This is a genomic window from Streptomyces gamaensis (assembly GCF_042656465.1).
Lineage (GTDB): Bacteria > Actinomycetota > Actinomycetes > Streptomycetales > Streptomycetaceae > Streptomyces > Streptomyces gamaensis.
The window spans coordinates 12,075-38,309 of sequence record NZ_JBHSPB010000013.1 but is presented as its reverse complement, the minus strand read 5'-3'; the positions used below and the strand labels follow the sequence as shown (position 1 = coordinate 38,309).

Here is a 26,235-nt window from a genome sequence, read left to right as displayed (position 1 = left end):
CGGCACCATGTCGACCGCGACGGCGGGCGGCACCACGGGTCCTGGGCCCGTGCCGCCCGCATCCACTCCATCGAAGCGCGGGAAGGGCAGGAGCGTGCTCGGCGGCAGGCCGTGGCTCGCCGCCCTGTTCCTGCTGCCGGCGCTGGCGCTGCTGGGCGCCCTCGTCGTCTATCCCATCGGCTACTCCCTCTACCGGAGCTTCTTCGACGCCTCCGGCGGTTCCTTCGTGGGCGTCGACAACTACCAGGAGGTCTTCACCGACGACCGCATCCGCACCGCCCTGAAGAACAACGTCGTCTGGGTGATCGCCGCGCCCTCGCTGGCCACGGCCCTCGGGCTGGTCTTCGCGGTGCTCACCGAACGGGTGCGCTGGGGAACGGCGTTCAAGCTGGTCGTCTTCATGCCGATGGCGATCTCGATGCTCGCCGCGGGCATCATCTTCCGGCTGATGTACGAGCAGGACCCGCAGCGCGGGGTCGCCAACGCGGTGTGGGTGGGCGTGCACGACACCTTCAGCGCCCCCTCGCCCTTCCCGGGCGCCCACCCCTCGGACAGCGGCATCCTCACCGCGAGCGGCGGCGCGTTCGTCACGAAGGCCACGGTGCGGGCGGGCAGTCCGGCGCTGCTGCCGCTGGTCGGCGCCAAGCCCGCCGACCTCGCCGGAGCCCACGAGGCCGTCCCGGCGCGGGCCCTGCCGGACCGGGTCACGGGCACGGTGTGGCGGGACTTCGTGCGCGGCGGCACCAGCACCCCCGGCCGGCTCGACAAGGGCGAGAAGGCGCTCGCGGGCGTGACGGTCGAGGCGGTCAAGGACGGCCGGACCGTGGCCTCGGCGACCACGGGCGCGGACGGCACCTTCACCCTGCCCGCGACGGCCGACGGGGCCCGACTGCGGCTGCCGGAGGCGAACTTCGCCCAGCACTACAACGGCGTCGACTGGCTGGGCCCCTCACTGGTCACCCCGGCCATCATCGGCGCCTACATCTGGATGTGGGCCGGGTTCGCGATGGTGCTCATCGCGGCGGGCCTGGCGGGCGTGCCGCGTGAACTGCTGGAGGCGGCACGGGTGGACGGGGCGAACGAGTGGCAGGTCTTCCGGCGGGTGACGGTGCCGCTGCTGGCGCCCGTCCTCGGCGTCGTCCTCGTCACCCTGATGATCAACGTGCTGAAGATCTTCGACCTCGTGTACATCATCGCGCCGGGCTCCAGTCTGGCCAACGCCAATGTGCTGGCCCTGCAGCTGTACCAGTCGTCGTTCGGCACGGATGTCAACCAGGGGGTCGGCAGCGCCATCGCGATCTTCCTGCTGGTGCTCGTGGTGCCGGTGATGATCGTCAATCTCAGGCGGCTGCGAAGGGAGCGGCAGCGATGACCACGCTCGACACCACGGTCAAGGCCGAACGGTCACTGCCGGCGCGGATCGCGGGCCGGCTCGGCGGCGGGGCGACGCGGCTGTTCCTCGTCGCCGTCGGGCTGTTGTGGCTGACCCCGGCGGTCGGGCTGCTGGCGTCCTCGCTGCGCGGCAAGGCCGACATCGCCGGTTCCGGCTGGTGGGAGGTCTTCGCCCACGCCGGGCAGCTGACGGGCGAGAGCTACCGCACGCTGTTCCACAACGACGCGGTCACCCAGTCCCTGGGCACCACCGCGCTGATCACCGTGCCCGCCACGGTGCTGGTCGTCCTGATCGGCTCGCTCGCCGGATACGCCTTCGCCTGGCTGGAGTTCCCCGGCCGGGACTGGTGGTTCATGCTGGTGGTCGGGCTGCTCGTGGTGCCGGTGCAGGTCGCGCTGATCCCGGTCGCCAAGCTCTTCGACGCCGTCGGCATCTTCGAGAGCACTCCGGGCGTGGTGCTCTTCCACACCGCGTTCGGACTGCCCTTCGCGGTGTTCCTGCTGCGCAACTTCTTCGCGGAGATCCCCCGGGAGCTGCTGGAGGCGGCGCGGCTGGACGGCGCGGGCGAACTGCGGCTGTTCACGCGGGTGGTGCTGCCGCTGGGCGGTCCGGCGATCGCCTCACTGGGCATCTTCCAGTTCCTGTGGGTGTGGAACGACATGCTCGTCGCGCTGATCTTCGCGGACAGCGGCCGGCCGCCGATCACGGTCGCGCTGCAGCAGCAGGTGCGGCAGTTCGGCGACAACATCGACATCCTGGCCTCGGGCGCCTTCCTGTCGATGGTGGTGCCGCTCGCGGTGTTCTTCGCGTTCCAGCGGCAGTTCGTGAGCGGGGTGATGGCGGGGGCGGTGAAGTGACGGCTGTGGACGGGGTGATGACGGTGGCCGTCAAGCAACCGTCACGGGCGGCCTGTTGACGCCCCCGCTCAGCGGCGCACGTACAGCGAGACCGCGCCGCCGCGCACGTACGTCGCCGACTCCTCCCGGTACAGCCGGTCGAGCGCGTCCGTCCGGGCCCGCTCGGCCGGCTGCCCCCGGTACCAGCGGCTGCCCACCGCCGAGGTGTCCCACACCACCCACAGCCGCTGCCGGGCGTCCAACCGCGCCAGCTGGTCGGCGAGTTCGGCGGGGGCGACGTCCTCGCCGTAGAGGGTGCCGGAGGCGGCGGGCGAGCGCCGCAGGCCGACATCGCGCAGGCCGGCGAAGTCCTCCGGGTAGGCGAGGGAGACACGGCGCTCGTACTGCGGGAGGAACAGCACGGCGTCCCCGGGGCGGGCCTGCCGCCCGGCGACAGCGGCGACGCGGGCGAGCTCGTCGCCCCGGGAGGCGGGCCGCCGCTCCCGCTCCTGGTACGGCAGTTGCCAGACGAAGGCCGCCGCGATCGCCAGGACCCCGGCCGCCGTCACCAGCCGCCGCCGGCGCACCGCCCCGAGGAGCCGGTCGGCGCCGGTGGCGGCGAGCAGCGGCACGCCCGGCACGCAGAACAGCAGATAGCGGTCGTAGAACAGCGGCTGGGACTGCGAGACCGTGTACAGCAGGACGGGCGGGACCACCGCCCACGGCAGGGCCACGGCCGTGGGATGCAGGACGCCGACGCGCGGGCGCGGGGCGAGGACGGCGACGGCGATCAGCGCGAGCGTCACGACCAGGACGAGGCCGCCCGGTCCGGCGAAGGACCGCACCAGCGCCTTGGCCTCCGCGTATCCGGGCGTCCGCAGCCAGGAGACCTGGCCGCTCTGCCCCCGGGTGCGCAGCACCAGCGGCACCAGCACCGCGCAGACGGCGAGCGCCGCCGCGCCCCAGCCCCGCCAGGTGCGCCACGGCACACGCCCGGTGAGCAGGGTCAGGGCGTGCGCGGCCAGCAGCAGCGCGGCGAACTCGTGCAGCAGCGCGGCACCGGCGGCAGCCGCGCCGTAGGCCGCCCAGCGGCCCGCCGAGCCGTGCTCGACGGCGCGGACCAGCAGCCAGGTGGCCAGCGCGGCACCGGTGGTGACGAGCGCGTACGAACGGCCCTCCTGCGCGTAGTGGCTGACGAAGGGCGTGCCCGCGAAGAGCAGTCCGGCCCACAGGCCCACCCGGGGCCCGGCCAGCCGGCAGCCGATCGCGCCGACGAGGGCCGCGGTGGCGGCGGAGGCGGCCACCGACGGCAGCCGCAGGGCGAGCTCGTCGGCGCGCAGCGCCAGCACCGGGCGCATCAGCAGGTAGTACAGGCCGTGCACGGCGTCCACGCTGCCGAACAGGTGCCACATCTGCGGCAGTGAGCGGCGGGCGACGTCGAAGGTGGCGGCCTCGTCGCGCCACATCGTGCCCCGGTCCAGCCCCCACAGGCCGAGGCCGAGCATGACGGCGGCGGGGGCGAGGAGGGCGGCGGGCCGCGCGGGCCGGCCCCGGGCCGGCGCCGGGCGCACGCCCTGGCCGCGGCCGCGCGTCCCCGGCTGCGCCGGCGTCGCGGCGAGCCGGCCCTCCGTCGCGCCGTCAGCGCTCCTGGTCAGCCCTGTCCGTGCCATCAGCCCCGTCCGTCCCGTCGATTCCGTCCACTTCAGGTTCAATGCCCGGGTTTGTTCGTATTTATCGGTAAAACTGGGTTTCATGACCGAGGAGGAGAGCGCAACCCGGCCCACCGCGCGGATCAGCGTGGTCGTCATCGGCTTCAACGACGCCGCGCACATCGGTGACGCGATCCGGTCCGCTCTCGCGCAGGGCCCCGTCGTCGCGGAGGTCCTCGCCGTGGACGACGCCTCCACCGACGGGACCGCCGCCCTGCTCGACCATCTGGCGGCCCGTCACCCCCGGCTGCGGGTCCTCCACCGCGCCGTCAACAGCGGCGGCTGCGGCACCCCGCGCAACGACGGGCTGCGGGCCGCCGGCTCGCCGTACGTCATGTTCCTCGACAGCGACGACACCCTCCCGGCGGGCGCCGCCGCCGCACTGCTGGCCGCCGCCCTGCGGCACCACGCGCCCGTCGCGGCCGGGCTGTGCGTACGGCGCGAACTGCCCGGGCGGCGCGACGTGCGCTGGCAGCCCGGCCTCTACCGCACCGCCACCGTGCACGCGAGCCCCGAGGAACGGCCCGCGCTGCTGCACGACACCCTGTGCGTCAACAAGCTCTACGCGCGGGCCTTCCTCACCGAGCACGGCATCGCCTTCCCCGAAGGCCCCTTCCGCTACGAGGACTTCGTCTTCACCGCCCGCGTACTGGCCGCCGCGCCCCGCATCGCGACCGTGCCCGACCCCGTCTACATCTGGCACGTGCGCAGGGACGCGGCCGTGCCCTCGATCTCCCTCGACCGCTCCTCCATCGCCAACTGGCGGGCCCGGCTGTGCGCCCACCGGCGCAGCGTGCGCGTACTGCGCGAGGCCGGCCGCGAGACGCTCGCGCGGGCCGCGCGCGTGAAGTTCCTCGACCACGACCTGCGGCTGTACGCGCGCGAACTGCCCCTGCGCAGCCCCGGTTACCGGGCCGCCTGGTGGCGGGTGACCCGCGCCCACCTCGCCTGCTACACGGAGGACGAACTGCGGGCCGCCCGCGCGCCCGCCCGCTGGACCGCCCGCCTGCTGCTCGCCACCGAGGCCCCCCGCGACCTCGCGCGCCTGGCCCAGCTCGCCGCCTCCCCCGCCCGCCTGCTGCCGCCCTACGCCCGCGCCGGCGACCGCCCCGTGTGGGACGAGGACCTCCCCCACGCGGAACTCGACGGCATCACCGGCCCCGCCGCCGAGCCCGTCGCCCGGCTGCCGGTGACGGTCGACGCCGCGCCACGCCTCCTGACGGGGCCGCCACGCCGCGAACGCCGGGGAAGGCCCGGCCGGTTCGGCCGGCTGCTGCCCCCGCGTGCCGCGCGCAGCACACGGCTCTGGCTGCCCGGCCCGCCCGGCACCGCCCTCGCCACGGCGGGCTCCCCCGGCGGCCCGCGCGCCGAACTGCTGCTGCGCGTGCACGACTTGTACGGCCGGCTGGCCGCCGCCCGGCCGCAGACCGCCGACGTGGAACTGCGCCACCGGGACGGCGGACCCGTACTGCGGCACTCCGTTCCCCTGGCCGACGAGGGCTCCGCGTGGACCGCGCGCGTCCGCGTCGGCCTGGCCGCGCTGGCCGCGGCCGGCCGGCACGAGGGCGGCCGGGACCCGCAGGTGTGGGACGTGCGCGTGCGGGTGCACTGCGCGGCGGGCGGCTCCTTCCGCACCTCCGTACGGGCCGTGGGCCCCGGGCTGCGCCGCTCCGCCCTGCCGAGCCTGCGCTTCGGGCTGCTCCTCGCGCACCCCCACGCCACGGCGAACGGCTCCCTCTCCCTCCGCCTGGCCCCGGGCCCCCGCAGCGCCCTGACCATCGCCGCGTGCCGCCTGCGCCGCGCGTGGAACAAACGAAACGCCTCCACCGCCGCAAAGCAGACACCGCCCCACTCCCGCCACGGCCCCCGCCCCACCACCCGAACCCACCCCAACAACCACACACCGGCCGACCCACACCTCTGAAGCTCCCCGGTCCCCCGCCACCGCGCGCGAGGACACAGTCGCGCCCGAAGCCACCACCGCCCCGCCCCGCCGCACCCCAACAGGCCCGGCCGCACACCCCGTTCGCCCCCGGGACCCCGGCGGCGCGGCGGCGTGCGGCCCGGGCGGTGCGGGCGGCGTCGCCGGGTGCCCCTTGCCGTTCCCTCCGCGCCGCAGGCGCGCACGCATCAGCGGTCCACCTCCTCGAACAGCTTCTCCCAGCGGTCCAGGACCGCGGGCAGCCGCAGTGGTGCCACGTGCTCGCGTGCCGCGCGGCCGCAGCGGGCGCGCAGCGCGCTGTCCGTCATCAATTCCCGCAGGGCCGCCGCGAATGCGTCCGTGTCGCCGGGGGGCACGAGGGTGCCGGTGCGGCCGTCGGAGACCAGGTCACGGACGCCGCCGGAGACGGCGAAGGCCACGCAGGGCACACCCGCAGCGGCGGCCTCGGCGACGGCCATGGGGCGGCCCTCCCGCTCGCTGGTGAGGGCGAGCAGGGACAGCTCCCGGTAGGCGGCCGCCATGTCGGCCACGCCGCCCCGGAACCGGACCCGGCCGGCGATGCCCAACCGCTCGGCACGCGCGCGCAGTTCGCCCTCCTGGGGGCCGTCGCCGAACAGGTGCAGCTCCCAGCCGGCGGTCCCGCGGGCGGCCGCGGCGAAGGCGTCGAGCAGCCGGTCCAGCCGTTTGACCGGCTCCAGGCGGCCGACGGCGCCGACGCGGCGGGTGTCCAGCGGGGCGGGCGCGCCGGGCTCGAAGGGCAGCGGGTTCGGCATGACGCCCGCGTTGGGCAGCCGCTGCCGGCGGAAGGCGGCCGCGTCCGTCTCGCTGAGGAACAGCGCCTTCTCCAGGGCCGGATAGTGCTGGAGGATCAGCCGCAGGTTCTCGCCGGCCCGCGCCTGCTCGAAGGACTCGTGATACTGGCCGATGCCCTTCAGGTGCGGCCACGGCAGCCCCTCGAGCCACACCGCCGCCCAGGGCGAGCCGATGACGACGCAGCCGCCGCGCACCGCCGCGAACCGCCGGGCGAGCCTGCGCAACGCCCGGGCCCGCTCGGCGCGTTCGGCGCGGGCCCGCAGCAGCCGGGCGGGGCTCAGCCGCTCGGCGAGGGAGTCGGCCTGCCAGGGCGGCGGGGCCGGGGCGCGGTAGAGCGTGGTGTGCCGGTAGGCGGGGGCCGCGTGGTAGGTGTGCGGGCGCGGGCTGGGCCGGATGCCGACGAGCTCGACGCGGTGCCCGCGCCCGGCGAGCCCCTGGGCGAGGGTGTGCAGGACGCGCTGCGAGCCGCCGAGGGAGTCCACGTCGATCCCGACGAGGAACACGTCGCGCGGGGCGTGCCGGGCGCTCATCGCGCACCGCCCCCCGCACACCCGGCACCGGAACCCGCACCGGCCTCCGCGAAGAACGCGTCGACGACGGCCTCTCCGGCCCGCCCCGCCCCGTACGGGTTGAACCGGGCGTGGAAGGCGGCATAGGCCCCGGCCCATTCCTCCCGCACCGCCGGCAGGTCCCGCAGCGCCGCCACCAGTTGCCCCGTCGTGGTGAGCAGCGGCCCGGGGGCGATCTCGGCGAGGTCGTAGTACGTGCCGCGCGACGCCGTGCGGTACTCCTCGTAGTCGTCGGCGTAGATCAGGACGGGCCGCCCGAGGTGGGTGTAGTCGAACATCATCGACGAGTAGTCGGTGAGCAGCGCGTCGGAGGCGAGCATGAGGTCGTTGGGGTCGGTGAACTCCCGGCCGTCGCGCACCGCGTGGCCCAGTTCGCGGGGGACGCCGAAGCACTCGTAGTAGTGCGGGCGGACGACGACCGTCCACTCCTCGCCGGTGCGGCGGACGAGCTCGTCGAGGTCGACGCGGACGGAGGCGCCGGACTCCCTCGCCCCGTCGCGGAAGGTGGGCGCGTACAGCAGGATCTTGCGCCCGTCGGGGATCTGGAGCCGCTCGCGGGTGGCGGCGGCCCGCTCGCGCTGGGCCTCCTCGTCACGGCGGACGAGGACGTCGTTGCGGGGCAGTCCGGTGCGCAGCAGCTCGCCCGGGTAGGCGTTGGCGCGCACGAAGGTCTTCTCGAACTCCTCGCTGGGGGCGATCAGGACGTCCCAGCGGGCGATGTCGGCGCGGTGCCGGCGCTGCCGCTCGGGGCTCGCCAGGCGCAGCTCCGGCACGTCGAAGCCCATGTGCTTGAGGGCCTGGCCGTGCCAGGTCTGCAGATAGCGGGTGCCGGGCCGTTTGCCGTAGAGGGCGGGCAGGCCGTGGGAGTCGACCCAGTAGCGGGCGCGGGCGAGCGTGCGGACGTACTCCCAGCTGCCCCGGCGCACCAGGGGCACGTCCGGCGGATAGGAGGCGCGGCTGCCGGTGTAGGACCACACGGCCTTCAACGGCAGTCCGCGGCGCCGCAGTTCCTCGTGGATGGAGCGGGGGCTGTCGGCGTAGCCGCGGCCCTCCAGGGCCTCGAAGAGCACCAGGTGCTCGTCGACGGGCAGCTTCTGCAGCTCGTGGTAGGCCAGGGCCTTGGTGCGCGGGCCGGTCACGCGGCGGGTGAGGCGGTGCAGCCGGCGGCGGACGGGGCCCAGGCGGGGGGCGAGCGCCTCGGCGCGGGCGAGGGCGCCCGTGCGCTCCCAGGCGAGTTCGAGCCGGCCGGCGCCCCGGCCCTCGCAGCCGGCGCGCAGGATGTGCCCGGCGAGCGGGGCCGGCCGGTGCAGCGGGACGCGCAGCGGCGGCAGCCCGGCGGGGGCCAGGACGGGGTCGGTGCGGGTGAGGCCGAGCCGTTCGAGGACGACGACGGGGTGGCGGCGGCCGGTGAATCCCTTGAGGCCCAGGGGGATCCGGCGGGGGTCGAGGTCGACGGCCGCGGTGCGGCAGTCCCGGGCGGCCTCGGCGCCGGCCGGCGCGTAGGAGAAGGGCACGGCGTACGGGCCGGCCGGGGTGGTCAGGCGCAGTTCGCCGGTGACGGGCACGTCCCCGGTGAGCAGCCGGGCGGGGTCGTAGGTGTGCAGGACGATCCGCAGCAGCCGGCCGTGGCGGGTGACGCGGGCGGCCTCGTGGCGCAACGGGCCGGTGGCGAAGGGCTGTTCGTCCAGGTGCCAGTCGGTGATGTCGAGCGCGGCGGCCTCGGCCGGGCCGTCGGGGCGGGTGCGCCCCCACAGGACGCGGCCGTCCTCGCGCACGACGTGGCGGGGGGCGAGCCGCGGCCGGTCGAGGGTGCGCGCGCACTCGGCGGCCTCCGTGTACCGGCCGGCGCCCAGCAGGTACTGGCAGATCCGCTGCTCGCGCGGCAGGGCGGCGAGGGCGCCGGGGTCGGCCCCGGCGAGACAGGGGGTGACGGCGGCGGCGAGCCCCTCGGCCCAGGCGCGGTCGCGGAAGGGCAGGTCGCCCAGGTACAGCCGCAGGTCGTGGCGGAGGAACTTGGCGTCCTTGGCGGGCCGCAGGTCCGCGTTCCCGCTGTCGTCGAGGAAGGCGTCGACGGCGCGGGCCGCTCTGAGGCGGTCGGTGACATTGCTCAGCCGGTGGCGGCTCGCGGAGATGGAGGGGGCGCCGGGTCCGGCGGCGAGCCGCCAGGTGTACACGGGCCAGGGGACGACGGCGAACTCGCGGGCCAGGGTGAGGGCCTGGGCGCTGAAGAGGTGGTCCTCGTAGTGCATGTCCTCGCGGAAGCGCAGCCGGTGGCGGGCGAGGAAGTCCGCCCGGTAGAGCTTGTTGGTGGACAGGTGGTCCAGGAAGTACTCCGGTGCCGCGCGCAGTCCGGCCACACGCCGTACGTCCGTGAAGAGTTCGGGATAGCACAGGGCGGTGGCCCCGGTCTCCTCGAAGAGCCGCACGACCTGCCCGGTGACGAGGTCGGCGCCGGTCTCCTCGGCCGTCAGCAGCATCGACTTGCAGGCGTGGCGGGGCAGTTCGTCGTCGCTGTCGAGGAACATCACGAAGCGGCCGCGCGCGGCGGCGATGCCCGCGTTGCGCGGGGCGCCGCAGCCGCCGCTGTTGACGGGCAGCCGCAGGACGCGCACGCGCGGGTCGGCGGCGGCCAGGAGGCGGGCGGCGGCGAGGGAGCCGTCGGTGGAGCAGTCGTCGACGACCACGGCCTCCAGACGGCGCAGGGACTGCCCGAGCACCGAGCGCACGGCGCGCGGCAGCCGCTCGGCGTCGTTGTGGACGATCACGATCACGCTGACATCGGGCCCCGGTGGGGGGTGCACGGCGGTCACGGGTCACCTCGTTTCGCTGCGGACGGTCGGGGGCAGGCGCGGCTGCCGGGCCGGACGGCCGGGGTCCGGGGACCTCCGGCGATCACTACGCACAGACTAGAGGCGACCACTGACAGTCACCGTCTCCGGCTTCGCGTCGCGTCGTCCGGGCCCCCGGTCACGGGGTGCGGACCTCGGACAGGGCGAGTCCGCCGGGCCCCCGTTCGACGCGCCGCAGCGCCGGGTCGCCGGGCGGCAGCCCGCCGTGGCCGTCCCGCTGGAGCACCCAGCGGACCCCGAACTCGCGCAGGATGCCCAGCCGTTCGGCGCGCGGGGTGGCGGGCGCGAAGTAGCGGCGGGTGGCGGCGCGGCGCTCGGCCTCGTCGTCGAGGAAGGCGTCGGGCCAGGCGGGGGCGACGGTGTACGGGCCGTAGGCGGGCAGGGCGCGCAGCGCGCGGTAGTCGTCGGTCATCACCGTCTCGCCCCTGGCCACGTGCCGGGCCGCCCAGGAGAAGCGCGGCCACGGCGCGACGGCGGGCAGGGCGCGCAGGGCGCGAGGGACGGCGGCGGACGGCAGTACGTAGGTCACGACGCCCGCCTGCGCCACCGCCCCGGCCAGCAGTCCGGCGGCCGTCAGCGGGGCGAGGACGGCGCGCGTACGGCGGGCGCGGGCGACGGCGTCGGTGGTCTCCAGGGCCAGCGCGAGCTGCGCGGGGACCAGGACGGCGGGCAGGATCCGCCCCCAGGCGTGGTGCCCGCTCAGTCCGCCCGCCGTGAAGACGGCCAGCCCCAGGGCGCAGAACAGCACGAGGGGGTCGCGCTTGTCGCGCCGCGCGCGCAGGGCCAGCGCGGCCGCGCCCAGGGCCGCCAGACAGAACTTGGTGCCCAGGTGGGTGTACAGCGGCCGGTGGACCGCGTCGAGCCCGCCCCCGCCGAGCAGGGTGAGGACGGGGTAGTACGGCCAGCACAGCGGCACCGCGACGGCGGGCAGACAGCCCGCGGCGGCCCGCGCCCACACGGCGCGGGCGGGCCACGGCCGCTGCCCGAGGAGGACGGCGGCGCCGCCGGTGACGGCGACGGCCCCGGTGAACGGGTGGGTCAACAGCACGCACGCGAGCAGCAGTCCGAGCCCGAGGAAGGCCGACAGCGGCCACCGGCCCGCCAGCGCTCTCCGCAGCAGCGCCCAGAAGTGGAAGGCCGCCCCGAAGGCGAGCACGCCGGGGTAGGCGAGGGTGAGCGAGAGCGAGGCGATCCCCAGGAAGCCGCTCCACGCGAACAGCCGCACCCCGTACAGCAGGAACAGGCACAGCAGCGCCAGCGGTACGGCCGCGCGCCGCCGGGTGAAGGTGCGCACGAAGGCCCGTACGCCCGTGACGAGCACCGCCAGGTCCACGAGCGCCGCCAGGTGCAGCACGCGGAAGGTGCTCCAGCCGGTGACCGTGGCGAAGGCCGCCAGCAGCACCGTCCACGGGGAGTAGTACGGGCTGGGCGTGTCGGCGGCCACCAGGGGATTGCCCGGGTGGAACAGGTCGGTGCGCAGCCGTTCCAGGACGGCCGCGTGCATCCCCAGATCGCCCGCCCACGGCAGCCGTACGGCCATGGCCAGCAGCAGGGCGACCAGCAGGGCGGCGGCGCCGGTGACCGTCCGGTGCGCGGCCGTACGCGCCGTGCGCGCCCCGGGGCGCACGGCCGGGGCGGGGCCGCACTCGGTCACGGGTGCGCGCGCAGGGCGCGGGACGCGCGGGCCGACCGTGCCGCCCGGGCCGCGCGGGCACGCAGCCGCCAGGGCATGGCCACGGACTCCAGCTGCACCGCCAGGTCCATCTTCGACTCGCCGGCGGCGCGCTCCTCGAAGTGGATGGGCACCTCCAGCACGCTGCAACCGGCCTGCACGGCGCGGTACTTCATCTCCACCTGGAAGCTGTATCCGGCGCTGCCGACGGAGGCGAGGTCGATCGCGCGCAGCGCGGCGGCGCTCCACAGGTTGAAGCCGCCGGTGATGTCGCGCACCCGGGTGCCGAGGATCGCGGAGGCGTAGACGTTGGCCCAGCGGGAGAGCAGCCTGCGGTGCAGGCCCCAGGCCTCGGAGAGGGTGCCGCCGGGCACGTAGCGGCTGCCGACGACGAGGTCCGCGCCGGTGGCCAGCGCCACCCCCAGCAACTCCCCCACTTTTCCGGCCGGATGGCTGCCGTCGGCGTCCATCTGCACGACGTAGGCGGCGCCTTCGGTGACCGCGCGCGCCATACCGGCGGTGTACGCGCGGCCGAGGCCGTCCTTGGCGGTGCGGTGCAGCACGGACATGCGGGTGTGCCCGGGCGTGTTGTACCGCTCGGCGAGATCCTCGGCGGTCTTGCCGGTGCCGTCGGGACTGTTGTCGTCGACGACCAGCAGACGCAGCCCCTCCAACGGCAGGGACATCAGCGCGGCGGCCGTCGTCGGCAGACTGTCCGCCTCGTTGTAGGTGGGCATCACGACGGTCGTCGCAGTACGCGCCCACTCGGCGGGCAGCGGCTGCGGGGGTGCGGCGGTGCGGGGTGCGTGCTCGCTCATGAAGAGAACCTTGTCGGCGGTCGGTCAGCGATCGGTAGGCAGTCGGTGGCGGTCGGTGGGCGGGCGGTCCGCGCGAGTGCGGGCGGTCAGACGGCGGAGAAGCGGATGGCGGCGTCGGGGATGGCCGTGCCGCACCAGACGCGGGCCCCGTCGCGCAGTTCGTTGTCCGCGCCGACCTCGGCCCGGTCCCCGACGACGGCGCCGTCCAGCACGGTGCGCGGCCCCACCCGGGCGCCCCGGCCCACCATCGCCGCCCGTACCCGCGCGCCCTGCCCGATACGTGCCCCGTCCAGCAGGACGGAGCCCTCCACGTCGGCGCCCGCCGCCACGTACGCGCCCGCGCCGACGACGGTGCCGCCGTGCAGGCGGGCCCCGTCCTCGACGTGCGCGCCCGGCAGCAGCAGGTACTCGCCGGGCTCGCCCGGCAGGGCCGGTGAGCCGATCACGCCCCGTACGAGATCGGCGGAGGCCCGTACGAAGGCGGCGGGCCGGCCGAGGTCCAGCCAGTACGAGGCGTCGACGACGCCGTGCAGCAGGGCACCGCCGGCCAGCAGCCCGGGAAAGGTCTCGCGCTCGACGGAGACGGGCCGGCCGGCGGGGATGGAGCCGACGACCTCGCGCCGGAAGACGTAGGCGCCGGCGTTGATCTGGTCGGTGACGATCTCCTCGGGCCGCCGCGGTTTCTCGGTGAAGGCCAGCACGCGCCCGTCGGCGTCGGTGGGCACCAGCCCGAAGGCGCGCGGGTCGGCGACGCGGGTCAGATGCAGCGTCACATCGGCCCGTGCGCGCTCGTGCCGGGCGAGCAGCGCGCGGATGTCCAGGCCGGTGAGGATGTCGCCGTTGAAGACGAGGACGGGGTCGGCGGGCCCCGCTTCGAGCGCGTCCGCGGCCCCGCGGATCGCTCCGCCGGTGCCCAGGGGTTCGTCCTCGGTGACGTAGGTGAGTCTGAGCCCGTGCGCGGAGCCGTCGCCGAAGTACGGTTCGAAGACCTCGGCGAGGTAGGAGGTGGCCAGCACGACGTGGCGCACTCCGGCGGCGCGGGCGCGGGCGAGCTGGTGGGCGAGGAAGGGCACCCCGGCGGCGGGGACCATCGGCTTCGGCGTGGTGAGGGTGAGCGGGCGGAGCCGGGTCCCCTTGCCGCCGACGAGCAGTACCGCCTCTGTCATGCCACTGTCCTCGCCGTCTTCGCCGTTTTCAGAGATCCATGACCGTTTTTGCGGCAATTTACACTACAATCAATTCTCTGCGTCAAATGTCTGGTTTGCGTGGCGACAGTACCCGGGAGAGGCCCGTGCGACTCCTGCGAATTCCGCGATTTCTGCGACTCCCGCGTTTTCTGCGCACCCCGCGCCGCCCCCGGCGCCCGACGACCCCACGGAACCCGGCGGGCCGGCTGCGCCGGATGTACGCGCTGGGGCTGGAGTTCACCAAGTTCGGCACGGTCGGCGCCCTGGGCATCGTCGTCAACCTCGCGGTCTTCAACCTCTGCCGCGCGCTGAGCGGACTGCCGGTCGTCCGCTGCAGCGTCGTCGCGACCACCGTCGCCATCGCCTTCAACTACCTGGGCCTGCGCTACTTCACCTACCGGGAGCGCGACAAGAGCCGCCGCAGCCGCGAGATCGCCCTGTTCGCCGGCTTCAGCGGCGTCGGCCTCGTCATCGAGAACGGGGTGCTCTACGTGGCCACGTACGGCTTCGGCTGGCACACCCCGTTCCAGAGCAACCTGTTCAAGTTCCTGGGGATCGCGGCCGCCACGCTCTTCCGCTTCTGGTCCTACCGCGCCTGGGTGTTCCGCGCGCTGCCCGGCCACGCGCGCCCGGCCGGGCCCTGCGCCGAACGGCACCCCGACGAGCCCGCGTGTCACGGCGACCCCTCGAACAGCACGAGCAACCCTGCCGCGTACCACCCCGAGACCACCGCTCCTCCACCGTAGAGACACAGCCGCACCCCAAGCGGAGCACGCGCGAGCGGCCGGGCCACCAACAGCAGCAGAACCGGCAGGAACGGCAGCATGAAGCGTGGCTTGGACAGCGGCGAACCCGGCGTACCCACCATCAGCACCCACGCCCCCGCGACCGCGACCACCAGCGGCCACGGCACCCGCCGGTCCAGCGCCAGCGCCAGCACCCCGATCGCCGTGAGCACCAGCAGCCCCAGCACCACGGCGTTGCGCACGTCCACGACACCGTGCACGTGCCGGTAGAACAGCACCCGGCGCACCACGCGCGAGGTCCCCAGCCCGAAGTCGAAGGACTGCCCCCACGCCCGCTCCGCCTCGAACCAGCCGTCCGCGCGCCCCACATGGGCGCCCAGGAACAGCCAGTTGGCGATCAGCCCGACCGGCGCCAGCAGCAGCGCCGCCCACGGCTGCCAGCCGTCGCGCCGCTTCAGGGCCGCCCACCCGCAGGCCAGGACGACCGTCCCGATGAGCACCGAGGCCGTCGGCCGCACCGTGCCCGCCACGAAGCACAGCGCGGCCGCCGCCAGCCACCGGTGGGATATCAGGGCGACCAGCGTCCACACGAGCACCGCGCTGAAGACCGCCTCGGAATAGGGCACCCACAGCGCGAACGCGTACGGCGAACAGGCCCACAGCGCCACGCACGCGTACCCGACGGCGTCGCTGCCCCCCAGCGCCCGCACCAGCCGGTGGATGCCCGCCGCCGCGATCGCGGCCCCGCACCAGGACACCAGCACCCCGGCGTAGGCCAGCGGCAGCCCCGTCCAGCCCAGCGCCCGGATCAGCGCGGGCACCAGCGGGAAGAAGGCGAGCGTGGAGAACTCCGGCTGCCCGTCGCTGTCGTAGGGGATCGCGCTCGGATAGCCGCGTTCGGCGATGTGCAGGTAGTGACGGCTGTCCCAGCGGTGCAGCAGCACGCTCCCGCTGCGCCCCAGGTGGTAGTTGATCAGTAGCAGTACGGCGAACCCGAGCCCGGCGACCGCGAGATACAGCCCGACCGCCCGGGCGGTGGCTCTCGCCTCGGCCCGCCGCCGAGGTGTCGACAGAAGACGTGAAATGACCTTCATCCGACACTCTTTAGCATGCGGAAGGGGCGGCCTCCCGGGGTTCACCGGGGGGCCGCCCCTTGTTCATCCGCGCGTCAGCTGTGCGTCCGCAGCAGCGTGCGCATCGTCCGCATCGCCACCGACAGATTGGCGAGATCGAAGGCATCCGATCCGCGGATCTCGTCCAGTGTGGTGCGCGCCCGGGTGAGCAGCGCCGCGTTGCGCTCCTCCCACGCCGTGAACCGTTCCTGCGGTGTCGCCGAGCCGTTGCCGGCCGACAGCACGTCGGAGGTCAGCGCCGCGTGGGCCGCGTAGAGGTCCTCACGGATCGAGGCGCGGGCCATGGACTGCCAGCGGTCGGCGCGCGGCAGCTCGATGATGCGGTCCATCAGCTGGCTGATGTGCAGCCGGTCCCCCAGGTCGTAGTAGACCTCGGCGACGGCCAGCGGCTTCTTGCCCGTACGGTCCGCGACGGCCACGATGTCCAGCGCCGGGAAGACCGAGGAGAAGCCCGCGACCCGCACCGCCAGCTCGTCCGGCACCCCGGCCTCGACGAGCTCGTCGCGGATGGACTGCCACCACTGGGCGTCGGCGCCCTTGAGCAGCTCGGGCAGCGCCTCCCACACCTCGGCCACACCGTCGCGGAAGAAGTCCGCCGTGGCGGCCAGCTCCAGCGGCTGCGGACGGTTGTTGAGCAGCCAGCGCGTACCGCGCTCGACCAGGCGCCGCGAGTGCAGCCGGACACGCGTCTGCACATCCGCCGCGACCTGGTTGTCCAGGGCCTCGACGGCGTCCCACACCGCGTTCAGCCCGAAGATCTCGCGGGCCACGCTCTGCGCCCGCACGATCTCCTCCAGCGAGGCGCCCGTCTCCTCCCGCAGCCGGTGCAGGAAGGTCGAACCGCCGCTGTTGACCGTGTCGTTGACCAGGACGGTCGTGACGATCTCCCGGCGCAGCGCGTGCGCGTCGATCTGCGCCCCGAAACGCTCGCGCAGCGCCTGGGGGAAGTAGGCGTACAGCAGCTTCTGCAGATACGGGTCGTCCGGCAGGGAGGTGGCCAGCAGCTCCTCCGCCGTGGTGATCTTGATGTAGGCGAGCAGGACGGCCAGCTCGGGCTGGGTCAGCCCGCGCCCGGCGTTCAGCCGCTCGCGGATCTGCCGGTCGTTGGGCAGGAACTCGATGGCCCGGTCCAGGTGCCCCTCACGGGTGAGCCGGCGCATGATCCGCTGGTGGGCGTGGAGCAGGCTCGGCGCCTGGGCGACCGCGTTGGCCAGGGCCACGTTCTGCGCGTAGTTGTTGCGCAGCACCAGCTCGCCGACCTCGTCGGTCATCTCCGCGAGGAGCTTGTTGCGCTGCTTGACCGTCATGTCGCCGTCCGCGACGAGCGCGTTCAGCAGGACCTTGATGTTCACCTCGTGGTCGGAGGTGTCCACACCGGCGCTGTTGTCGATGGCGTCGGTGTTGACACGGCCGCCGTTCGACGCGAACTCGATCCGGCCGAGCTGGGTCAGACCCAGGTTGCCGCCCTCGCCGACGACCTTGGCACGCAGGTCCCTGCCGTCGACACGGATCGCGTCGTTGGCCTTGTCGCCGACGTCCGTGTGCGACTCCGTGGACGCCTTGACGTACGTGCCGATGCCGCCGTTCCACAACAGGTCGACCGGCGCCTGAAGGATCGCCTTCATCAGCTCGGCGGGCGTCAGCTTGGTGATGCCCGGCTCGATGCCGAGGGCCTCGCGCACCTGCGCGTTGACGGGGATCGACTTGGCCGTGCGCGGGTGCACGCCGCCGCCCTTGGACAGCAGCGACGGGTCGTAGTCGGCCCACGAGGAGCGCGGCAGCTCGAACAGCCGGCGGCGCTCGGCGTACGAGGCGGCCGCGTCCGGGTTCGGGTCGAGGAAGATGTGCCGGTGGTCGAAGGCGGCCACCAGACGGATGTGCTCGGACAGCAGCATGCCGTTGCCGAACACGTCACCGGACATGTCGCCGACACCGACGACCGTGAAGTCCTCGGTCTGGCTGTTGTGGCCCAGCTCCCGGAAGTGCCGCTTGACGGACTCCCAGGCGCCGCGCGCGGTGATGCCCATGCCCTTGTGGTCGTAGCCCGCCGAACCGCCGGAGGCGAAGGCGTCGCCGAGCCAGAAGCCGTAGGACTCGGCGACCTCGTTGGCGATGTCGGAGAAGGTCGCGGTGCCCTTGTCGGCGGCGACGACGAGGTAGGTGTCGTCACCGTCGTGGCGCACGACGTCCCGGGGCGGGACGATCTCGCCGCCGGCCATGTTGTCGGTGATGTCCAGCAGGCCGGAGATGAAGGTCCGGTAGCAGGCGATGCCCTCGGCCAGCCAGGCGTCCCGGTCCAGCTGCGGGTCCGGCAGCCGCTTGCCGACGAAGCCGCCCTTGGCGCCGACGGGCACGATGACCGTGTTCTTGACCATCTGCGCCTTGACCAGGCCCAGGACCTCGGTACGGAAGTCCTCGCGCCGGTCGGACCAGCGCAGACCACCGCGCGCGACCTTCCCGAAGCGCAGGTGCACACCCTCCACGCGCGGGGAGTAGACCCAGATCTCGTACGCGGGACGCGGCGCCGGCAGGTCGGGGATCAGCTGCGGGTCGAGCTTGAGCGACAGGTACGCGCGCGACTTCCCGCTGTCGTCCCGCTGACCCCCGCTTTCGCTTCCAACGCTGCCGCGCTGGAAGTGGTTGGTGCGCAGCGTCGCCTTGATGACCGTCAGGAACGCCCGCAGGATGCGGTCCTCGTCCAGGCTCGCGACCTGGTCGAGCGCGCCGTCCAGCTCCTCCAGCAGCCCGTCGGTCAGCTCGGTGCCCGCCTGCTGCATCGCGGGCGACATACGGGCCTCGAAGAGGTTGACCAGCAGCCGGGTGGTGTGGACGTTGTTGCTGAGGGTGTCCTCCATGTACGTCTGGCTGAACGGCGAACCGGCCTGCCGCAAGTACTTGGCGTACGCCCGCAGCACCATGGCCTGCCGCCAGTCAAGACCGGCCCGCAGCACCAGGTTGTTGAAGTTGTCGTTCTCCGCGTCACCGGACCACACGGCCGCGAAGGCGTTCTGGAAACGCACCCGCGCGTCGTCGCCCTCGACGTGCTCGGGCATCCGCAGCCCGAAGTCGTAGACCCACGCGGTCGTCCCGTCCGAGCAGCGCAGCTCGTACGGGCGCTCGTCGACGACCTCGACGCCGAGCCGCTGGAGCACCGGCAGCACGGCCGACAGCGAGACCGGCTCGCCCGTGCGGTAGATCTTGAAGCGGCGCTCGCCGGGGCCCGCGCCGACCGGCTCGTACAGGCTCAGCGCGAAGTCGCGCTCGCCCGCGCCCGTCGTCAGTCTCTCCAGGTGGCCGAGGTCGGCGACGGCCGCGCGCGGCGTGTGGTCGGCCTTGTAGCCCTCGGGGAAGGCCTGGCCGTAGCGGCGCGTCAGCTCGGCGGCGCGCTCCTCGCCGACCTCGGCGGTCAGCGTCTCGGCGAAGCCGTCCGCCCAGGAGCGGGCGGCCTCCGCCAGCCGGCCCTCGATGCGCTCGACATCGGCGTCGGTGAGGTCCGGCAGCGTCGAACCGGGCTGGAGGCGCACCACGAAGTGCAGCCGGGAGAGCACCGATTCGGTGTTCCAGGCGGTGAAGTCGACGCTGATACCGCCGAGTTCCTCCTTGAGGATGTCGATCAGCCGCAGCCGCACCGCCGTTGTGTAGCGGTCGCGCGGCAGATAGACCAGCGCCGAGTAGTAGCGCCCGTACTCGTCCTGCCGCAGGAACAGCCGCAGCCGGCGGCGCTCCTGGAGGTACAGCACGCTCGTCGCGATCGAGCGCAGCGTGTCGGCCGGGGTCTGGAACAGCTCGTCGCGCGGGTAGGTCTCCAGGATCTGCAGCAGATCACGGCCGTCGTGGCTGTCCGGGGTGAAGCCGGCGTCGGCGAGCACGCGCGCGACCTTGCGGCGCACCACGGGGACGCGGCGCACGGACTCGGTGTACGCGGCCGAGGAGAACAGGCCCAGGAAGCGGCGCTCGCCGGTGACATTGCCGTCGGCGTCGAACTTCTTGACCCCGACGTAGTCGAGGTAGGACGGCCGGTGCACGGTGGCCCGGCTGTTGGCCTTGGTGAGGATGAGCAGCTTGTGCTCGCGGGCCTTGGCCCGGGCGTCGGCGGGCAGCCGGTTGAAGGACGGCGAGACCGGGCCCGCGTGGTGGCCCTCGTCGTGGTGCGCGGGGTCGGAGCGCAGAATGCCCAGACCGGTGCCGGGGACGGCGCTGAGCACGTCCTCCTCGCCGCTGTCGGCGGGGATCCGGGTCAGCTCGTACTCGCGGTAGCCGAGGAAGGTGAAGTGGTCGGCGGCCAGCCAGCGCAGCAGCTCGCGGGCCTCGCCGAGCTCGGACTCCGGCAGGTCGGAGGGCAGCGCCTCCTGCGGCAGGCCCTCGGCGATGCGCAGCGCGGCGTCGCGCATCTTCCCCCAGTCCTCGACGGCCTCGCGGACGTCGGAGAGCACGCGCAGCAGATCGGCGGCGATCTGCTTGAGGTCGCCCCGGTCGGTCTCGCGGTCGATCTCGACGTGGATCCAGGACTCGGTGAGCGCGTCGTGCGGCAGGACGGCGTCCTTGCCCGTGCCGTGCGCGTCGCAGCTGGCGCCGAGGATCTCCAGCAGCCGGCCGGTGACATCGCGGCGCACCACCATCTGCGGGTGGATCACGACGTGGATGCCGCGGCCCTGGCGCGAGAGCTCGTTGGTGACCGAGTCGACCAGGAAGGGCATGTCGTCGGTGACGACCTCGACCACGGAGTGGGTGCACGTCCAGCCGTTCTCCTCGACGGTCGGGGTGTGCACCCGGACGTTGGCCGTGCCCTGCGGACGGGTCTCGGCGAGCCGGTAGTGGGAGAGCGCGGCGCCGAAGACGTCGACGGGGTCCCGGCCGGTCAGGTCCTCGGGGGCGGTGTGCAGGTAGTAGCGCTGGAGGTAGGCGTTGAGCGTCTCGGTGTCGAGCACCCCCTCACCCTTCGGACCGGTCGGTTGCGGCCCCCCGCCCGGGCCGCTGTCGGCGACCCGGGCCGCCCGCGCGAGCAGCTCGGCCTTGGCTTCGTCCAGCTTGGTCTGCATGTCCTCTGGCTCCTGTCGCGCGCCGTTGCGTGACATAGGTGGTGAAGGCATCCCGTCGCCGGCCGGGTTTTCCGGTCGTCTTCGACGGTATGCCGGAAGGAGGGGTGACCGGACCGTTCTCGGCCAACTTCGCTCGCAGCCCCCGGCCCGGGTTGTCAGCGCCTTCCCCGGGAGCGGTGCACCCGGGGCGCAGGACAGGAGCGCCGTCGCCCCTGCTGGATATCGCGCTGATCACCTGGTAAGGCTATCGCTTGTCGCGCCCGTGGGCCGACGCTGTGCCCGGCTTCACACCGTTGTCCACCGCTTCGGGCGTCCCGGGATCGGATTCCGGCCACTCGGGGCTCCCGCACGACCGCATATTTTCGGCCACCTCGCATGTCAGGGGCCCGCGGAGCGGACCTCAGCCGCGCAGGACGAGGCGCTCGGCCTCCTCGACCGCCTCCTGGAGGCTGTCGACCACCGGGACCCCGGCCGCGGCCAGGCCGGCCCGGCTGTGCGAACCACCGGTGTAGAGCACGGCGTGCGCGCCCACGTGCTCGGCGGCGACCGCGTCGTCCAGGGCGTCACCGATGACCACGGTCCGCTCCGCGGATATACCACGGGCCCCGAAGAGGCCGGTGACGTGGCGCTCCATGTGCTCGCGCTTGCTGCCGCCCGAGGGGCCCGTGCGCCCGTCGACGCGGACGAATCTGCGCTCGATGCCGAACCGGCGCACCAGCGGCACCAGGTCCTCGTGCTCGTACATGGACAGGATGGACTGGGTGCCGCCCCCGCCCTGCCAGCGCTCCAGCAGGCCCTCGACGCCGTCGGCGAGGGAGCAGCGGCCGCGGCGCTCGTGGTAGTGACGCCGGAAGACCCCGTCCATGTGCTCCCACTCGGCCTGGGTGGGGAGGCGGCCCATGAGCTCCTTGTAGAACAGCGGGATGGGCACCCGGTAGATCTCGCGGTACCGCTCGACCGTGACCGGCTCCAGGCCGAGGGCCGCCGAGGCGGCGTTGGTCGCCGCGACGACCGCCTCGATGTCCGAGAAGAGCGTCCCGTTCCAGTCCCAGACGATGTGTGCCGTTCGCTTCCCCATGCCTTCGACGGTACCGGCAGGGTCGGACAACGGGCCGGGGCCCCGATCTTCCCGGGGCGGGGCCGCGCGGGACCACGCGGGGCCGTGGACGGGCTCAGATCAGGCCCGGGATCTCCTGCACGGCGAACCACATCAGGTCGTGGTCCTCGGCGCCGTCCACCGTGAACTGCGCGTCGTCGTCCCCCTGGTCGGCGGCGGGCAGCGCGGCCGCGGCGGCCGCCACGTCCCGCTCGGCGTCCTCGCCGTCCACGTGCACCGACGCCGCCTTCGCCAGCGGTACGGGCCCGGCAAGCCGCACCGCGCCCAGCGCGTTGGTCACCGGGCCCCGGTCGGGGGCGGCGGTCACGGCCCCGTCGGCCACGTCGACGGCGACGACGACACGGCGGCGGGGCGCGCCGGGCTCGGCGGCCAGCAGGCGCAGCGAGCCCTGGGCGGCCCGGCCGAGCGCGGCGTACTCCAGCTCCTCGACGTCGTCGGACAGGTACCACTCGCGCAGCGCGGGGGTGACGGCGAAGGCGTCGAGCGGGGCCGGGCCCAGCTGTCCGTTCCGGTGCGCCTCGGCGAGACCGGGGAGGGTCAGGGGGACGTAGACGCGCATGACCGCCGCTTTCCTGAAGTGCCTGAAGTGTCGGACGACGCACCGACCGTGAGGTCAGCATACGGCCGCGAGTCCCCCTTCGAAGTGCCGGGAGCCCCCTTCGCCCGCCCTCCCGTCGACCGGGTCCCTGTCGCACGGGTCCGGGCCGGGAACACCCCTCCCCCTCCGGGACCACCCTGATAGGGGAAGGCTCCGGGGGCCCCTGGCACCGTCCGCCCGTCCTTGTCGCCCGGAAACCACCCCGGGTAGAAGGTCGGTCACCACAAGCTACCGCCCGGTATCGACGCCGGGCCCGGCCGCCACGGGGGCGATCCGCATGCACAGGACCACCACGACCAGATCCGCCGCGAGCAGGCCCTCCCCCGGCCACCGGGGGGAAGCGCCCCCGGCCAGGACCGCGCCGCCCCGGCGCACCGACACCCGGCGCCCGCACCCCGACCCCGCGGCCCGGCGCCGCGAACGCGAGCGGCTGCCGCGCTACTGGTTCGCGCACCGGCTGCTGCTGACCCTCAGCGGACAGCGCCCGGTGCACTCACTGCTCGGCCACACCCTGGGCGACGCCTACGAGCAGCTCACCGCGCTGGCCCCGCGGGCACCGCTGCGGCCCGCCCCCTGGAGCCGGGCCCCGGTCGTGCGGCGCTGCGACGAGTTCCGGCCGAGCCCCGGGGTGATCGAGGCGTTCGCGCGGATCGCCTCCGGCGACCGGCTGCAGGCGCTCGCCTTCCGGCTGGAGCACTGCCCGGACCTGCGCTGGCGCTGCTCGGCGGTCGAGCTGGGCGGAGCGCGCCCCTGAGCCGTGAGGGGCACATACGACGCGGCGGGGGCGGGCACGTGGTGTGCCCGCCCCCGCCGCGGGTGCGGTGACCGCCCTGCGGCGGCCGTGGGAGACGGCCGCCCGCCGGGGCTACTTCTTGCGGCGGCGGCCGCTGTTCTTCTGCGCCTTGCGGCGCTCCGCGCGCGTCAGACCGTCCGCCTCGGAGCGGGCCGGGCCGCCGTCGTCGGCGAAGTCGCCCTCGACGACGCCGCCTTCGCCGTCGACCGTGGGGGCCGAGAAGTGCAGCCGGTCATGGCGCTGCGGGGCGTCGAGGCCCTTGGCGCGGATCTCGGGCCGGACGGCACCGGCCGGCACCGCGTCCTGCACCTGCTCGACAGCCGGCGGCGTCGCGCCGGGCTGCACGGGGACCTCCTCCAGCTGCTGGTCGACCTGGACCTCCAGGTTGAACAGGTAGCCGACGGACTCCTCCTTGATGCCCTCCATCATGGCGGTGAACATGTCGAAGCCCTCGCGCTGGTACTCCACCAGCGGGTCCTTCTGGGCCATGGCCCGCAGGCCGATGCCCTCCTGGAGGTAGTCCATCTCGTAGAGGTGCTCACGCCACTTGCGGTCCAGGACGGACAGCACCACGCGGCGCTCCAGCTCGCGCATGATGTCGGAGCCCAGCTGCTCCTCGCGGGCGGCGTACTGCTCGTGGATGTCGTCCTTGACGGACTCGGCGATGAACTCGGCGGTCAGGCCGGCCCGGTCCCCGGCCGCGTCCTCCAGCTCCTCGATGGTGACCTTCACCGGGTAGAGCTGCTTGAACGCGCCCCACAGCCGCTCCAGGTCCCACTCCTCGGCGAAGCCCTCGACGGTCTCGGCCTGGATGTAGGCGTCGATGGTGCCGTCCATGAAGTGCTTGACCTGCTCCTGCAGGTCCTCGCCCTCCAGGACCCGGCGGCGCTCGCCGTAGATGACCTCACGCTGCCGGTTGAGGACCTCGTCGTACTTCAGGACGTTCTTGCGGGTCTCGAAGTTCTGCTGCTCGACCTGGGACTGCGCGGAGGCGATGGCGCGGGTGACCATCTTGTTCTCGATCGGCACGTCGTCGGGCACGTTGGCCATGGCCATCACGCGCTCGACCATCTGGGCCTTGAACAGCCTCATCAGGTCGTCGCCGAGGGAGAGGTAGAAACGGGACTCGCCCGGGTCGCCCTGACGGCCGGAGCGGCCGCGCAGCTGGTTGTCGATCCGGCGCGACTCGTGCCGCTCGGTGCCCAGCACGTACAGCCCGCCGAGCTCCTTGACCTCCTCGAACTCGGCCTTGACGGCGGCCTCGGCGCGCTCCAGGGCGGCGGGCAGCGCGGCCGCCCACTCCTCGACGTGCTCGACGGGGTCCAGGCCCATCTGGCGCAGCTCCGCCTCGGCGAGGTCGTCCGGATTGCCGCCCAGCTTGATGTCGGTACCGCGGCCGGCCATGTTGGTGGCGACGGTCACGGCGCCCTTGCGGCCCGCCTGGGCGACGATCTGCGCCTCCCGCTGGTGGTGCTTGGCGTTGAGCACCTCGTGCGCGATGCCGCGCTTGGAGAGCTGCTGCGAGAGGTACTCGGACTTCTCCACGGACGTGGTGCCGACGAGGATCGGCTGGCCCTTGCCGTGCTTGTCGGAGATGTCCTCGACGACCGCGTCGAACTTGGCGACCTCGGTGCGGTAGATGAGGTCGGACTGGTCCTTGCGGATCATCGGCCGGTTCGTCGGGATCGGGACGACGCCGAGCTTGTAGATCTGGTGGAACTCGGCGGCCTCGGTCATCGCCGTACCGGTCATGCCGGAGAGCTTGGTGTAGAGGCGGAAGAAGTTCTGCAGGGTGATCGTGGCGAGGGTCTGGTTCTCGTCCTTGATGTCCACCCCTTCCTTCGCCTCGATGGCCTGGTGCATGCCCTCGTTGTAGCGGCGGCCGGCCAGGATACGGCCGGTGTGCTCGTCGACGATCATGACTTCGCCGTCCATGACGACGTAGTCCTTGTCGCGCTTGAACAGCTCCTTGGCCTTGATGGCGTTGTTCAGGTAGCCGACGAGCGGGGTGTTGACCGACTCGTAGAGGTTGTCGATGCCCAGCCAGTCCTCGACCTTGCTGACACCGGCCTCGTGGATGGCGACCGTGCGCTTCTTCTCGTCGACCTCGTAGTCGCCGGTCTCCTCGACGCCCTTCTGCGGGTTGACGGGCTCGCCCTTGGACAGCCGGGTGACCAGCTTGGCGAAGTCGCCGTACCACTTGGTGGCCTGGTCGGCCGGGCCGGAGATGATCAGCGGGGTGCGGGCCTCGTCGACGAGGATCGAGTCGACCTCGTCGACCACCGCGAAGTTGTGGCCGCGCTGCACGAGCTCGTCCTTCGACCACGCCATGTTGTCGCGCAGGTAGTCGAAGCCGAACTCGTTGTTCGTGCCGTAGGTGATGTCGCAGTTGTACTGCTCGCGGCGCTGCGCCGGGGTCATGTTGGCGATGATGCAGCCGACCGACAGGCCCAGGAACTTGTGCACCCGGCCCATCAACTCCGAGTCGCGCTGGGCGAGATAGTCGTTGACGGTGATCAGGTGCACGCCCTTGCCCGACAGGGCGTTGAGATAGGCGGGGAGCGTGCCGACGAGGGTCTTGCCCTCACCGGTCTTCATCTCCGCGACATACCCCAGGTGCAGGGCGGCGCCGCCCATGAGCTGGACGTCGTAGTGACGCTGGCCGAGCACGCGCTTGGCGGCCTCGCGAACGGTCGCGAACGCCTCCGGGAGCAGATCGTCCAGGGTCTCGCCGTCGGCGAGCCGCTGCTTGTACTCGTCGGTCAGGGCACGCAGCTCTGCGTCGGAGAGGCTGACGAAGTCCTCTTCGATGGAATTGACCTGGTCCGCGATGCGGTGCAGCTTGCGCAGGATCTTGCCTTCACCTGCACGCATGATCTTGCCGAAGACGGACACGTAGGCTAGCTCCTTGCCGGTCGGGCCTGACACCTGTTCTTTTCCCCGCCGAGGGCAGCAGGAGGGTGCGCGGGCACGACGGGACAGTCCCCGCCGCAACGGCCATCGTAAGCGAGGACCCCTTCA

16 protein-coding genes are annotated in these 26,235 nt (G+C 73.5%); 5 read left to right on the top strand and 11 right to left on the bottom strand.

Features of this window, described 5'->3' with window-relative positions:
- Positions 1 to 7: 7 nt before the first annotated feature.
- Both ACFP1Z_RS21230 and ACFP1Z_RS21225 read left to right on the top strand, forming a co-directional pair.
- A complete protein-coding gene (locus ACFP1Z_RS21230; RefSeq protein WP_390318352.1) occupies positions 8 to 1,372 on the top strand; it encodes a carbohydrate ABC transporter permease in 1,365 nt (454 codons plus the stop codon).
- Positions 1,369 to 2,250, top strand: a complete 882-nt coding sequence (locus ACFP1Z_RS21225; RefSeq protein ID WP_390318350.1) for a carbohydrate ABC transporter permease — start codon at positions 1,369 to 1,371, stop codon at positions 2,248 to 2,250. The genes ACFP1Z_RS21230 and ACFP1Z_RS21225 overlap by 4 nt, the downstream gene beginning before the upstream one ends.
- 68 nt (positions 2,251 to 2,318) lie before the next feature.
- Here the strand turns inward: ACFP1Z_RS21225 and ACFP1Z_RS21220 are convergent, their stop codons facing one another.
- Positions 2,319 to 3,899, bottom strand: coding sequence for a glycosyltransferase family 39 protein (locus tag ACFP1Z_RS21220; RefSeq protein WP_390318349.1), 1,581 nt, complete (start codon positions 3,897 to 3,899; stop codon positions 2,319 to 2,321).
- Positions 3,900 to 3,981: 82 nt separating this feature from the next.
- Here ACFP1Z_RS21220 and ACFP1Z_RS21215 point away from each other — a divergent pair, with 82 nt between their 5' ends.
- A complete protein-coding gene (locus tag ACFP1Z_RS21215) occupies positions 3,982 to 5,862 on the top strand; it encodes a glycosyltransferase family 2 protein (RefSeq protein ID WP_390318347.1) in 1,881 nt (626 codons plus the stop codon).
- A gap of 206 nt (positions 5,863 to 6,068) precedes the next feature.
- On the opposite strand, the gene ACFP1Z_RS21210 is transcribed toward ACFP1Z_RS21215, so the two are convergent.
- The 5 genes from ACFP1Z_RS21210 to manB form a co-directional block, all read right to left on the bottom strand.
- The gene (locus ACFP1Z_RS21210; protein WP_390318345.1) at positions 6,069 to 7,223 is read right to left on the bottom strand and encodes a glycosyltransferase; all 1,155 of its coding nucleotides are present in this window, start codon (positions 7,221 to 7,223) and stop codon (positions 6,069 to 6,071) included.
- Positions 7,220 to 10,072, bottom strand: coding sequence for a bifunctional glycosyltransferase/CDP-glycerol:glycerophosphate glycerophosphotransferase (locus ACFP1Z_RS21205; RefSeq protein WP_390318343.1), 2,853 nt, complete (start codon positions 10,070 to 10,072; stop codon positions 7,220 to 7,222). The genes ACFP1Z_RS21210 and ACFP1Z_RS21205 overlap by 4 nt, the downstream gene beginning before the upstream one ends.
- A gap of 157 nt (positions 10,073 to 10,229) precedes the next feature.
- A complete protein-coding gene (locus tag ACFP1Z_RS21200; protein ID WP_390318342.1) occupies positions 10,230 to 11,765 on the bottom strand; it encodes a hypothetical protein in 1,536 nt (511 codons plus the stop codon).
- Positions 11,762 to 12,601, bottom strand: coding sequence for a polyprenol monophosphomannose synthase (locus ACFP1Z_RS21195; RefSeq protein WP_390318340.1), 840 nt, complete (start codon positions 12,599 to 12,601; stop codon positions 11,762 to 11,764). Before ACFP1Z_RS21195 ends, ACFP1Z_RS21200 begins: the two co-directional genes overlap by 4 nt.
- Before the next feature lie 86 nt (positions 12,602 to 12,687).
- On the bottom strand, positions 12,688 to 13,767 hold the full coding sequence (gene manB / locus ACFP1Z_RS21190; protein ID WP_390318338.1) for a mannose-1-phosphate guanylyltransferase: 1,080 nt from the start codon (positions 13,765 to 13,767) through the stop codon (positions 12,688 to 12,690).
- Between the two features lie 236 nt (positions 13,768 to 14,003).
- Between manB and ACFP1Z_RS21185 the strand changes: the two genes are divergently transcribed.
- Positions 14,004 to 14,534 (top strand): GtrA family protein, encoded by a 531-nt coding sequence (locus tag ACFP1Z_RS21185; protein ID WP_390318575.1) that lies wholly within the window; start codon positions 14,004 to 14,006, stop codon positions 14,532 to 14,534.
- Here the strand turns inward: ACFP1Z_RS21185 and ACFP1Z_RS21180 are convergent.
- From ACFP1Z_RS21180 to ACFP1Z_RS21165, 4 genes are all read right to left on the bottom strand, one after another.
- A complete protein-coding gene (locus ACFP1Z_RS21180; protein ID WP_390318336.1) occupies positions 14,462 to 15,628 on the bottom strand; it encodes a hypothetical protein in 1,167 nt (388 codons plus the stop codon). The genes ACFP1Z_RS21185 and ACFP1Z_RS21180 overlap by 73 nt on opposite strands.
- Positions 15,629 to 15,702: 74 nt before the next feature.
- A complete protein-coding gene (locus ACFP1Z_RS21175; RefSeq protein WP_390318334.1) occupies positions 15,703 to 20,706 on the bottom strand; it encodes an NAD-glutamate dehydrogenase in 5,004 nt (1,667 codons plus the stop codon).
- A 400-nt stretch (positions 20,707 to 21,106) separates the two neighbouring features.
- Positions 21,107 to 21,784: an HAD family hydrolase gene (locus ACFP1Z_RS21170; RefSeq protein WP_390318332.1), complete on the bottom strand. Its 678-nt coding sequence runs from the start codon at positions 21,782 to 21,784 to the stop codon at positions 21,107 to 21,109.
- Positions 21,785 to 21,878: 94 nt separating this feature from the next.
- Positions 21,879 to 22,382 carry a DUF6912 family protein gene (locus tag ACFP1Z_RS21165; protein ID WP_390318330.1) on the bottom strand — a complete coding sequence of 168 codons (504 nt, stop codon included), beginning with the start codon at positions 22,380 to 22,382 and terminating at the stop codon, positions 21,879 to 21,881.
- 316 nt (positions 22,383 to 22,698) lie between these two features.
- On the opposite strand from ACFP1Z_RS21165, the gene ACFP1Z_RS21160 reads away from it, so the two are divergent.
- Positions 22,699 to 23,175 (top strand): Rv3235 family protein, encoded by a 477-nt coding sequence (locus ACFP1Z_RS21160; protein WP_390318329.1) that lies wholly within the window; start codon positions 22,699 to 22,701, stop codon positions 23,173 to 23,175.
- 111 nt (positions 23,176 to 23,286) lie between these two features.
- Here ACFP1Z_RS21160 and secA read toward each other — a convergent pair whose 3' ends face one another.
- Positions 23,287 to 26,109: a preprotein translocase subunit SecA gene (gene secA / locus ACFP1Z_RS21155; protein WP_390318327.1), complete on the bottom strand. Its 2,823-nt coding sequence runs from the start codon at positions 26,107 to 26,109 to the stop codon at positions 23,287 to 23,289.
- Positions 26,110 to 26,235 lie beyond the last annotated feature (126 nt).